The sequence below is a fragment of the Streptomyces purpurogeneiscleroticus genome, assembly GCF_020024005.1.
GTDB classification, from domain to species: domain Bacteria; phylum Actinomycetota; class Actinomycetes; order Streptomycetales; family Streptomycetaceae; genus Streptomyces; species Streptomyces purpurogeneiscleroticus.
This window is the reverse complement of sequence record NZ_NHSG01000194.1, coordinates 1-11,451: the sequence shown is the minus strand read 5'-3', so window position 1 is coordinate 11,451 and position 11,451 is coordinate 1. Positions and strand designations below refer to the sequence as shown.

General features: G+C 73.9%; 10 protein-coding genes. 8 read left to right on the top strand and 2 right to left on the bottom strand.

The features are described 5' to 3' along the window. Positions 1–4: 4 nt before the first annotated feature. From CCS38_RS12555 to CCS38_RS12545, 3 genes are all read left to right on the top strand, one after another. Complete coding sequence (locus CCS38_RS12555) at positions 5–1,198, top strand: ROK family transcriptional regulator (protein WP_372457055.1); 1,194 nt, start codon at positions 5–7, stop codon at positions 1,196–1,198. Between the two features lie 48 nt (positions 1,199–1,246). Continuing rightward, a complete protein-coding gene (locus tag CCS38_RS12550) occupies positions 1,247–2,500 on the top strand; it encodes a 6-phospho-beta-glucosidase (protein ID WP_443742954.1) in 1,254 nt (417 codons plus the stop codon). A gap of 128 nt (positions 2,501–2,628) precedes the next feature. After that, the gene (locus tag CCS38_RS12545) at positions 2,629–3,588 is read left to right on the top strand and encodes an N-acetylglucosamine kinase (protein WP_223733315.1); all 960 of its coding nucleotides are present in this window, start codon (positions 2,629–2,631) and stop codon (positions 3,586–3,588) included. Here the strand turns inward: CCS38_RS12545 and CCS38_RS12540 are convergent. Continuing rightward, entirely contained in the window at positions 3,579–4,496 is a 918-nt protein-coding gene (locus CCS38_RS12540; protein WP_223733313.1) for a class I SAM-dependent methyltransferase, read from the bottom strand. The genes CCS38_RS12545 and CCS38_RS12540 overlap by 10 nt on opposite strands. A gap of 47 nt (positions 4,497–4,543) precedes the next feature. Here CCS38_RS12540 and CCS38_RS12535 point away from each other — a divergent pair, with 47 nt between their 5' ends. Then, entirely contained in the window at positions 4,544–5,110 is a 567-nt protein-coding gene (locus CCS38_RS12535) for a helix-turn-helix domain-containing protein (RefSeq protein ID WP_223733312.1), read from the top strand. 44 nt (positions 5,111–5,154) lie between these two features. Here the strand turns inward: CCS38_RS12535 and CCS38_RS12530 are convergent, their stop codons facing one another. Further along, positions 5,155–5,841, bottom strand: coding sequence for a FadR/GntR family transcriptional regulator (locus CCS38_RS12530; protein WP_223733311.1), 687 nt, complete (start codon positions 5,839–5,841; stop codon positions 5,155–5,157). A 296-nt stretch (positions 5,842–6,137) separates the two neighbouring features. Between CCS38_RS12530 and CCS38_RS12525 the strand changes: the two genes are divergently transcribed. The 4 genes from CCS38_RS12525 to CCS38_RS12510 all read left to right on the top strand — a co-directional run. After that, the gene (locus CCS38_RS12525) at positions 6,138–7,595 is read left to right on the top strand and encodes a GlnX family signal transduction membrane protein (RefSeq protein WP_223733310.1); all 1,458 of its coding nucleotides are present in this window, start codon (positions 6,138–6,140) and stop codon (positions 7,593–7,595) included. Positions 7,596–7,606: 11 nt separating this feature from the next. After that, positions 7,607–8,602, top strand: a complete 996-nt coding sequence (locus tag CCS38_RS12520) for a glutamate ABC transporter substrate-binding protein (RefSeq protein WP_504740347.1) — start codon at positions 7,607–7,609, stop codon at positions 8,600–8,602. A gap of 69 nt (positions 8,603–8,671) precedes the next feature. Further along, a complete protein-coding gene (locus CCS38_RS12515) occupies positions 8,672–9,952 on the top strand; it encodes a hypothetical protein (protein ID WP_223733308.1) in 1,281 nt (426 codons plus the stop codon). Then, positions 9,949–11,451, top strand: a 1,503-nt coding sequence (locus tag CCS38_RS12510; protein ID WP_223733307.1) for a serine/threonine protein kinase, incomplete at its 3' end; no start/stop codon positions are given. The genes CCS38_RS12515 and CCS38_RS12510, both read left to right, overlap by 4 nt.

The window sequence follows — 11,451 nt, the reverse complement described above, 5'->3', positions numbered from 1 at the left end:
CGGGATGGGCGGAATGGGCGGTACGGGCGGGACGCCGGGGACGCCCCGGGTGCTGCGGGCGATGAACGACCGGGCCGCGCTGGAACTGCTCGTGGCGCACGGGCCGTTGACCCGCACCCGGATCGGGGAGCTGACCGGGCTGTCCAAGCCCACCGCCGCACAGCTGCTGGGGCGGCTGGCAGCCGCCGGGCTGGTGCGGACGAGCGGCAACGTGACCGGACGGCCCGGCCCCAGCGCGCAGCTGTACGAGGTGAATCCGGCGGCGGCGTACGTGGCCGCGCTGTCGGTGGCCCCGGCCGGGGTGACCGCCGTCGTCGCGGACATCACCGGTGCGGTGGTGGGGGAAGAGCGGGTCGCGGCCGATGCCGTCGTCGCCGAGGGCGCCGGGAGCGGCACCGCCCGGGTGGTGGCCGCCGCCGTGGACGGTGCGCTGGAGAAGGCCGGGCTGGGCCGGGGAGAGCTGCACGGGGTCGTCATCGGGACGCCGGGCGCGCTGGACCCGCGCACCGGCGAGCTGCGGTACGCGCCGCACCTGCCCGGTTGGCATTCGCGTTCGCTGCTGGGCGAGTTGGGGGACGCGCTGGGCGCGCCCGTCGTCATCGAGAACGACGTCAATCTCGCGGCGCTGGCCGAGCAGCACGACGGGGCGGCGCAGGACCACGACGACTTCGTACTGGTGTGGGTCGACGAGGGCGTCGGCGCGGCGATCGTGCTCGGCGGGACGCTGCTGCGCGGGGCGACCGGCGGGGCCGGGGAGATCGGGTACATGCCGCTGCCCGGCGCGCCGCTCGCGCGGGGCGGGCCGGACGCGGCGGCCGCGCCGGACGCGGGCGGCGGCTTCCAGAGCCTGTTGGGGCGGCCCGCCGTACTCGGGATCGCCCGCGGCCTGGGGCGGGAGCCGGCCGATGTCACCGAGGCGCTCGCGGACCCGGCCGTCGTGGACGAGGTGGCGCGCCGGCTGGCGACGGGCCTGGCCGCCGTGGTCGCGGTGGTCGATCCCGAGCTGATGGTGCTGTCGGGGACCGTCGCGCAGGCGGGCGGCGAGCGGCTGCGCGTACGGGTCGAGGAGGAGCTGACCGGCCTCGCGCTCCCCCGCCCGCAACTGCGGATCAGCGACATCGAGGGCGACCCGATCCTGACGGGCGCCCTGCGGACCGCCCTGGTACAGGCGCGCGACACCGTCTTCGATACGGCCTGAGGGACAGCTGAGGGGCAACTGAGGGGCAAAGAGGCACAGATGACAGGAATCAAGCTTGCAGTGGTCGGCGGGGGATCGACCTACACCCCTGAACTCATCGACGGTTTCGCGCGGTTGCGGGACGTGCTGCCGGTGGACGAGCTGGTGCTGGTCGATCCGGCGGCGGACCGGCTGGAGCTGGTGGGCGGGCTGGCCCGGCGGATCTTCGCCCGGCAGGGGCACCCGGGCCGGATCAGCTGGACGAGCGACCTGGACGCCGCCGTGGACGGCGCGGACGCGGTACTGCTCCAGCTGCGCGTCGGCGGGCAGGCGGCGCGCAACGAGGACGAGACCTGGCCGCTGGAGTGCGGCTGCGTGGGCCAGGAGACGACGGGCGCGGGCGGGCTGGCCAAGGCGCTGCGCACGGTGCCGGTGGTGCTGGACATCGCGGAGCGGGTACGCCGCCGGAATCCGGACGCCTGGATCGTGGACTTCACCAACCCGGTCGGGATCGTGACGCGGGCGCTGCTCACCGCCGGGCACAAGGCGGTCGGGCTGTGCAACGTGGCGATCGGATTCCAGCGGAAGTTCGCTCGGCTGCTGGACGTGGCGCCGCAGGAGGTACAGCTCGAACACGTCGGGCTGAACCATCTGACCTGGGAGCGGGCGGTACGCGTGGGCGGCGAGGACGTGCTGCCGCGGCTGATCGCCGAGCACGGGGACGCGATCGCCGCCGATCTGCACATGCCGCGCACCCTGGTCGAACGCCTCGGCGCGGTCCCCTCGTACTACCTGCGCTACTACTACCAGCACGACGAGGTCGTACGGGAGCTGCGCACCAAGCCGTCGCGCGCCGCGGAGGTCGCCGCGATGGAGAAGGAACTGCTGCGGATGTACGGGGATCCGGCGCTGGACGAGAAGCCGGAGCTGCTGGGCAAGCGGGGCGGCGCCTTCTACTCGGAGGCGGCCGTCGCGCTCACCTCCTCCCTGCTGCGCGACACCGGTGACGTGCAGGTGGTGAACGCGCTGAACAACGGGACACTGCCGTTCCTGCCGGACGACGCGGTGATCGAGGTACCGGCCACGGTGGGCGCCCGGGGCGCGGTGCCGGTACCGGTACGCCCGCTGGAGCCGCTGTACGCCGGTTTGATCGCAGGCGTCACGGCGTACGAACACCTGGCGCTGGAGGCGGCCCTGAAGGGCGGCCGGGACCGGGTCTTCGAAGCGCTGCTCGCGCACCCCCTCATCGGCCAGCTCGACTACGCGGACCGCCTGACCGACGAGTTGCTCGCCCACAACCAGGAACATCTGGCGTGGGCGTGAGCGGGGGGCGCGAGGGCCGGGCAGGGCGCCCAGGACCGCGCGCCTACGGGGCGAATCGAACTACCCCGTCCCCCCAGCAGGGGGTTACCCAAAGGGGGCGGCGCGAGAACGTCTCGTGCGGGGCTGCGCTGCTCGCCGTGGACGCCGGGAACAGCAAGACGGACGTGGCCGTGGTCGGTGCCGACGGGGCGGTGCTCGGCACGGCACGCGGCGGCGGCTTCCGGCCGCCCGCGGTCGGCGCGCACCGGGCCGTCGCCGACCTGGCCGTGACCGTCGAACGCGCGCTGGCGCAGGCCGGTATCCACCGCGTCGCGCACCTCACCGCCTGCCTCGCCAACGCCGACCTCCCCGTGGAGGAGGCACGGCTCACCGAACTCCTCGCGGCCCACGGCCGGTCGGACACGGTGACCGTGGCCAACGACACCTTCGCGCTGCTGCGGGCCGGGCTGCCCGACGGCGGCCGGCACACCGGCGTCGCGGTGGTCTGCGGGGCCGGGATCAACTGCTCGGGGCTCGGCCCGGACGGCCGTACCGCGCGCTTCCCCGCCATCGGGCGCATCTCCGGCGACTGGGGCGGCGGCGGGCACCTCGCCGAGGAGGCGCTGTGGTGGGCGGCGCGGGCCGAGGACGGGCGGGGCACGCCCAGCGCCCTGGCGGACCGGCTGCCCGCGCACTTCGGGCTGTCCGGGATGCCGGAGCTGATCGAGGCGCTGCACCTGGGGGACGTACCGGCCGAGCGCCGCCACGAACTGGTACCGGTGCTCCTCGCGGTGGCAACCGAGGGGGACGAGGTGGCGCGGGCCCTCGTGGCGCGCCAGGCCGAGGAGATCGCCCTCATGGCCACGGTGGCGCTGCGCCGGCTGGATCTGCTGGACGCGCCGGTGCCGGTGGTGCTCGGCGGCGGGGTACTGGCGGCACGCCACCCAGTGCTGCACGACGCGGTTCTCGCGCTGCTTGCCGAGCGCGCCCCGAAGGCGGTACCGGAAGTGGTCACCGCTCCCCCGGTGCTCGGCGCCGGCCTGCTGGCCCTGGACGAGACGGGCGCGCCTGCCTCCGCGTACGCCCGCCTGCGCGCCCATTACGCCTGAGAGCCAGTACTCCAGTACGCACGCCTGGCGGCCCACACCGTCCGTTCGGTCCGCACAGCGAGGTCGTCGCGGTGCAGGACGCTGTGCGGTCCGTCGCTGTCGATCAGGGTGTCGAGCGTGGCCAGGTCGTCGGTGTCGGCCCGGCCGTCGAGCGCGGTACGCATGCGGCTCAGCACCGCCCGGGCGTACCGGCCGGTGGCCTCGGGCAGCGGCGGGACGAGCTCGACGGCGTACGGCCACTCGGCCTCGACGGTGAACCCGGCCCGGGACAGCAGCGGGCCCCAGTCGGCGCCCCGGTGCGGCATCGCCTCGGCGTGCCGGTCGGACAGCGCAGCACGGCAGCGGGCTTCCAGTCCCGGGCGTCCGACACCGAGATCGTGAGGCAGGAAGTACGGGACGCCGGCCATCTCGATCACGGCCAGCAGTCCGCCCGGGGCGAGCGCGGCGTACGCCTCGCGCAGCGTGCGGTCGGGGTCGCTCATGTGGTGCAGGGCCCCCGACGCCCACACCAGGTCGATGTTGCCGAAGTCCGGCCACGCCGCGTCCAGGTCGGCCTCGACGGTGCGCACCCGGTCCGCCACGCCGAGCTCGCGGGCGCGGCCCCGGAGGTGGTGCAGGAGTCGCGGGGAGGCGTCGACGGCGATCGCTTCGGCGTCCTCGAAGCGCCGCAGGAGAGCGAAGGTGCCGGTACCGGTGCCGCTGCCCAGGTCCAGAATCCGGCGCACGGGCCGGTCCGCGGTCAGGTCCGCCAGCCGGCCGGTCACCTCGGTGAGGTGTGCGTGCAGGACTTCGGCCTCCAGGTCGAGCAGCTCGGCGACGAACGGCTCGTCGTGCGGACCCTCGTGCCCGGAGGCGTGGTGGTGCTGGTTCTGGTGCTGGTTCTGGTGCTGATGCGCGTGGGGTGCCATGTCTCGACCGTACGACCGCCTTGCCGTACCGACATACCATCTTGCTCATGACGCAAGAAGATGAGGATCTGGACGTCCTCGTGCGCAAGCGGATCAGGGGGCTGCGGGTCGCCATGGGCTGGTCGCTGGACGATCTGGCGGCCCGTTGTTACCTGAGCCCCTCCACCCTGAGCCGTATCGAGACGGGTCACCGGCGGATCGGCCTGGACCAGCTGACCGCGATCGCCCGGGCCCTGGGCACCACCCTGGACCAGCTCGTGGAGTCCGCCACCGACGACGTGATCATCAGGCCGCAGCACCACGCGGCACGCGGGCTGACCACCTGGATGCTGAAGCGGGACCCCGGCGTCACCGTCGCCAGGCTGCGCCTCACGGAACCGGCCCCGACCGGCAGCGGCGCGCTCAAGGCCCACCCGGGGCAGGACTGGTTCACCGTGCTGTCCGGGACCGTCGTCCTGCTGCTGGGGGACCGCAGGATCGTCGTCGAGGAAGGGCAGGCGGCCGAGTTCTCCACCATGGTCCCGCACGCGTTCGGCGCGCAGGGCGGCCCGGCGGAGATCCTCGGCATCTTCGACCACGACGGACAGCGCACCCACCTGCGAGCCGCCCACTGAGACACGGCCCGGATGAGCCGCGGAGGAGCCGCCCGGCCGCCGGCTCAGTCGTCCAGCGGCAGTGCCAGATCCCGTACGTGACCGGCGAGCAGCTCCACCGCGGCGTCCACCGCGGCCGCCTGGTCCCGCTCCCGGATCGCCTCGACGAGGAGGTGGTGCGGGTCGGTGGGGGCGGCCGTCGCGGTGTCCAGGCAGGCGGCGCGGCGCAGCTCCGCTCGGAGGGCCGTGCTCAGCGAGCGGTAGATGTCGGCCAGTACGGGGTTGGCGCTCGCCTCGGCGACCAGGACGTGGAAGTCGGCGTCGGCGGCGGTGAACGCCTCGTCCTCGTGCGCCGCGAGCGCGGCCCGGCGCCGGGCCAGCGCCGCTTCTATGGCGGCGAGCTGGGCGTCCGTGCGGTGCCGTGCGGCCTGCCGCGCCGCGATCACGTCCAGGCCCTGCCGGACCTGTGTGACGTGGGTCAGCTCGGCGCGCTCCAGGCGGCGGCGGAGCGCCACCGCGCTGTCGTCGTCGGAGACGACGAACGTGCCGTCGCCCTGCCGGGTCTCCAGCAGCCCGGAGTGCACGAGGGCGCGGATGGCCTCCCGTACGGAGGCTCGGCTCACCTGGAGCGTCTCGGAGAGGGCACTTTCGGGCGGAATGCGGCTGCCCACCGGCCAGATCCCCTTGAGGATCTGTTCCCGGATCTCGTCGGTCGCGGTCTCCACCAGCGACACCCTGCGTATCGTCCGCACCGCACCGCTCCATTTCCCAGGTCATCTGACGTCAGGCAACTCTAGCCAGCCCGGCCGGCGCCCGGCTGCCCCTTGGGAGAAGCCGGGGAACCGAACACCGTACGAATGCGTGAAGGGAGGCAACGGGGGCTGGAGGTGTGGAACGCCCGGCCACGGGGCTCGAACGAGATCGCGATACGAACAAGATCCAGGCAATACCGGTGTGGGGGTCGGCCCCTGGAGCCATACTGCTGGCGGTGCACCCCTGCCCGCGGCGCGGGCCGCGGGGCACGGCCAGCGACCGAGGGGGAGGTTCCGTGTCATATCCGCCGACCGGCAGCGCGGCACCACCCGCGCCCGCAGCGCCTCCCGGACCGGACACGACCGCACCGGACACGACCACACCGGAATCAACCACTCCGCCGCCGTCGTCCGGCGAGCGCGCCGTATGGACCGACGCGCTGCGCCGACTGCGCGCCGCCATGCTCACCGAGCCGGGCCGGCTGCGCTTCATCGGTGCCGTACTGGCCGCGCTGGTCGTGCTGTTCGGCGCCATGACGGCCTGGCAGGTGGCGGACCGGTCGGCCGCCGCCGACGACGTCCTGGGGAGCAGCCAGCCGCTGAGCCGGGACGCTGCCGACATCTACCGCTCGCTGGCGGACGCGGACACGACGGCGGCCGGCGGCTTCCTGGCCGGCGAGCGGGAGAGCGCGGACAGCCGGCAGCGCTACAAGGACGACATCTCCACCGCCGCCAGGCTGCTGGTCCGCGCCTCCGCCAACTCCCGGGGCTCGGAGACGGCGCGGGACCGGATCGAGCAGCTGAACGACGGCCTGCCGCGCTACACGGGCCTGGTGGAGACGGCGCGGATGTACAACCGGCAGGGCCTGCCGGTGGGCGGCGCGTACCTCCAGTACGCCAACAACCTGATGCGCACCCAACTGCTGCCCGCCGCCCAGGAGCTCTACGACGCCGAGACCGCCCGGCTCGACGGCGACTACGAGGACGCCAGGGCCTGGCCCTGGGTCGCGCTGGGCGCCGGGGTGCTGGCGCTCGGCGCGCTCGGCTGGGCGCAGCGCCGCAACTACCGGCGCACGAACCGGGTGTTCAACCAGGGACTGCTGATCGCCACCACCGCCTCCGTGGGCGTCCTGCTGTGGATGACGGCCGGGCACGCCTTCGCGCGCGCGGGGCTGGACGACTCCATCGAGCACGGCGTGAAGTCCCTGCGGGTGCTCAACGAGGCGCGGATCGCGACGCTGCAGGCGCGCGGCGACGAGAACCTGACGCTGGTGGCGCGCGGCGGCAAGGTGACCGCGGACCAGCGGGACTTCTACGAGGTCGAGTACGCCGCGGGCATGAAGACGCTGGCGGGTGACGGGCAGGGCGCGCAGGGCCGGGCGGGTGGCAAGCTGGCGGAGGCGCTGTCCCTGGCGGACGACGCGGAGGGCCGCGCGCCGGTGCGGGAGGCGCTGGCGAACGTACGGGAGTGGCGCGCGCGGCACGCCGAAGCGCGCGCGGAGAACGACCAGGGCGACTACGAAGGCGCGCTGGCGAGGGTGATCGGGACGGACCGGCCCACGAAGGAGTCCTTCGACAAGGTGGACGCGGCGCTGAAGAAGGCGCTCCGGCACGAGCAGACCGAGTTCCACGACGCTGCGCGCGGCGGCCGGCACGCGCTGGACGGGCTCGCCGTGGGAGCGGCGGCGCTGGCCGTACTGGCGGCGGCCGGCGCGGTGCTGGGCATCGGCCGCAGGCTGTCGGAGTACCGGTGACGAGGGCAGGGATGAGCATGCGGGCGCGATGGGCGGACCTCGGGTCGGCGCTGGCTCCGGTGGCCGCCGGCATGGGCGTGATGGCCGCGGCCGCCGCGGTGCTGGTGCCCGTGCTCAGCAGCGGCCCCGCCGTGCCGCACGATCCACCGCTCCCCGCGCCGCCCCGCGCAACGTCGGCAGCGCCCGCCGCCGCGGGCTGCACGGAGGAGAACGCGGCGGAGAGCCTGCGGCCCTCCGGCGCCGACGGCGACGCGGTGAAGCGGATCAAGAAGGCGGGCGTGCTGGTCGTCGGCGTCGACCAGAACAGCTACCGCTGGGGCTACCGCGACCCGGACAACCCGAAGAACCTCATCGGCTTCGACATCGACCTGGCGAAGGCCATCGCCCGGGACATCCTCGGGCCGGACCCGGACATCGTGTACCGCGCCATCCCCACCAACCAGCGCATCGACGCCGTGAAGCAGCGCAAGGTGGACATGGTCGTGCGGACGATGACGATCAACTGCGAGCGCAAGAAGGACGTCGCCTTCTCCACGGCGTACTTCGAGGCCGGTCAGCAGGTGCTCGCGCCGAAGAGGTCGTCGATCGACGCGTTCGACGACTCGCTGCGGGGAAAGAAGATCTGCACGGCGAAGGGATCAACGGGCGAGCAGGAACTGGACGGTGAGGATCACGGCGCGACGGTCATGACGGTGCCGAACCAGCTCGACTGTCTGGTGCGGCTGCAGCTGGGCGAGGCCGACGCCGTCGTGACGGACAGCGCGCTGGCCGCCGGCCAGGCGGCGCAGGACCCGGCCGTGGAGCTCAAGGGCGAGCCGTTCAGCACGGACCTGTACGGCGTCGCCATGAACAAGGAGGACGAGGACCTGGTGCGGCGGGTGAACAAGGTGCTGGAGGACTACCGCGCGGGCGGTGCCGACAGCCCCTGGACGACCGCGTACGACAAGTGGCTCAAGGCCGATCTGCCGGGCGTCTCCGGGCCCCCGGCGCCCCAGTACAGCGACTGACAGGCCCGGCCGGACGCCCCTGCGCCCGGACGCCCGCAGCGCACCGCACGCACTCTGGAGAGGTGATCGATGGGGGTCCCTGGACCCGCCCCGGCCATGAGCCGCGACGAGGTGGACCGCGCCCTCGGCAGGCTCGGCGCCGAGCACGAAGCGATCGAGACCTCGCTGCTGGCGCTGCAGGACCACGCCGGCCGCCGCCTCCTGGAGGGCGCCGAGCTGACCGGCGTCACCAAGGACCGCTGGGCGACCGCCGAGCAGCGGATCACGGTGCTCTGGGCGCACTTCGAGGCGTACAGCGCGGCGCTGGAGGCCGCGCGTGAGCTGCGCGCCCGCCGCCGCTGGCTCTCCCAGGAGGACCTGGCCACCCTCACCGACATGCTGCGCGGCAACGGCGTCACGGTCTCCGGCGGCGCCGCCGGCAGCGTCACCAAGCTCAGCGAACAGCTCAGCCTGGAGGCGCTGGTCGACCGGATGAACGGGCTGTACGCGCGGGCGCTGGACGTCATCGTCAGCGCCGACTCCGTATGGACCGCGCTGCCCGCCCGGATCGACCTGCTCGCCGCCGAACTGCGCCGCACCCGCTCCCTCGCGCACTCCGTCGGCGTCCGCCCCGGCGAGCACCCCTCCGGCGACGACCTGGAGCAGATCACCGACGAACTGACCCGGCTGCGCGCCGAGGTGCTCGCCGACCCGCTCGCCTTCTGGGTGCCCGCCACCGACGCCAGCGCCGCGCCCGGCGGCGGCCGCCCGGACACCGAGCGGTACGACCGCGCGGCCCGCGCCCTGGAGGACGTCCGGCGCGAGATCGAGGCGGTCCTCTCGGTGCGGCAGGACGCCGAGCGGCGGCTGATGCTGCTGCGCGACCTGCTCTCGCGCGCGGACCGCACGCTCAACGAGGCGCGGGAGGCGCGCGGCGAGGTGCTGGCGAAGATCGCCGCGTCCGAAGTACCGGCCGTCTCGGGCCCGTCGGCCGCCCTGCACGAGCAGCTGGCCACCGCCGCCGAGTACCGCAGACGCGCCCAGTGGCACCTGCTGTCGCCGCTGCTGGAGAGCCTGGAGGAGCGCGCCGAGGAGGAGCTGCTGCGCGCCCGTGAGTCGCTGACCGCGGTGACCGCGCCGCTGGCCGTCCGCGCCGAGCTGCGCGGCCGGCTCGACGCGTACAAGGCGAAGACGGCGCGGCACGGCCTGGCCGAGGACCCGCTGCTGATCGAGCGGTACGACATCGCCCGCCGGATGCTGTGGAGCGCGCCCTGCGACCTGCGCGCCGCCGAGCACGCCGTACTGCGCTACCAGCAGGCGGCGGCCGAAGCGCTGGCGGCCGGGCAGCCGGACCGCGAGGGGGAGTCGTGACCGGCGAGCCGGGCGAGAAGTACGAGAAGGACACAGCCTGCCAGCGGCCGGAGTGCGGCGGCCGCTACGAGGACGTCGGCGGCGGCGAACTGTACTGCGACACCTGCGGCATGGCGCCGGTCGTCTCGGCGACCGGCATGGTGTCCTCGCCGCCGACCGGCGTCGCGGGCGCCGGCCGCGCCGCCTCCGGGTCCGGCGGCTCGCAGAGCTCCGGCAGCGCCCGTACGTCGTCCTCGTCCCGCTCCTCCGGCTCCCGCCGCTCGGTCTCCGGGCGCCTCTCGCGCTCCCTGTCCGGCCCGTCGACCCGCTCCGTGTCCGTGCGCAGCGGCAGTACGGGGCAGGGCTCCGGGTCCAGTTCGGGGCCGGGGCGCGGCCGGCTGGGGGCCGGGCTGGTGTCGGTCCCGGACGTGCCGCGGCCCGATCCGCGCACGGTCGTGCTGGAGAACCCGGAGGTTCCCGAGCGCAAGCGGTTCTGCAGCCGCAGCGACTGCGGGGCGCCGGTGGGCCGGGCGCGCAGCGGGCGGCCGGGCCGTACGGAAGGTTTCTGCACCAAGTGCGGCCACCCGTACAGCTTTGTGCCGAAGCTGCGGGCCGGTGACGTCGTGCACGGCCAGTACGAGGTCGCGGGATGTCTCGCGCACGGCGGGCTGGGCTGGATATACCTCGCGGTGGACCGCGCGGTCTCCGACCGGTGGGTGGTGCTCAAGGGCCTGCTGGACACCGGCGACGAGGAGGCGCTCGCGGTCGCGGTCTCCGAGCGCCGCTTCCTCGCCGAGATCGAGCACTCCAACATCGTCCGCATCTACAACTTCGTCGAACACCTCGACCAGGCGACTGGCAGCCTCGACGGCTACATCGTCATGGAGTACGTCGGCGGCAAGTCCCTCAAGGAGATCGCCAACGAGCGGCGCACGCCCCAGGGCCGGCGCGACCCGCTCCCGGTCGAGCAGGCGTGCGCGTACGGCATAGAAGCGCTGGAGGCCCTCGGCCACCTGCACAGCCGGAACCTGCTGTACTGCGACTTCAAGGTCGACAACGCCATCCAGCAGAACGACCAGCTCAAGCTGATCGACATGGGCGCGGTCCGCAGAATGGACGACCGCGAGAGCGCGATCTACGGCACGGTCGGGTACCAGGCGCCCGAGGTCGCCGAGGTCGGCCCGTCCGTCGCCTCCGACCTGTACACGGTGGCCCGCACCCTCGCCGTCCTCACCTTCGACTTCCAGGGCTACACGAACGTTTTCGCGGACTCGCTGCCGGATCCCGAGCACATCGAGGTGTTCCGCCGGTACGAGTCCTTCTACCGGCTGCTCGTGCGGGCCACCGACCCCGACCCGGCGCGCCGGTTCGCCTCCGCCGAGGAGATGGCCGAGCAGCTCACCGGTGTGCTGCGCGAGGTCGTGGCACTGCAGACCGGCGAGCAGCGGCCCGCGCTGTCGCAGCTGTTCGGGCCCGAACTGCGGGTCGTCGACACCGAACTGATGCCGCCGGTGGAGGGG

Coding starts and splice junctions, on each gene's coding strand:
- CCS38_RS12520 (WP_504740347.1), top strand. CDS start 7,607: ATGAGCATGCGGGCGCGATGGGCGGACCTCGGGTCGGCGCTGGCTCCG.
- CCS38_RS12555 (WP_372457055.1), top strand. CDS start 5: ATGGGCGGAATGGGCGGTACGGGCGGGACGCCGGGGACGCCCCGGGTG.
- CCS38_RS12515 (WP_223733308.1), top strand. CDS start 8,672: ATGGGGGTCCCTGGACCCGCCCCGGCCATGAGCCGCGACGAGGTGGAC.
- CCS38_RS12540 (WP_223733313.1), bottom strand. CDS start 4,496: ATGGCACCCCACGCGCATCAGCACCAGAACCAGCACCAGAACCAGCAC.
- CCS38_RS12535 (WP_223733312.1), top strand. CDS start 4,544: ATGACGCAAGAAGATGAGGATCTGGACGTCCTCGTGCGCAAGCGGATC.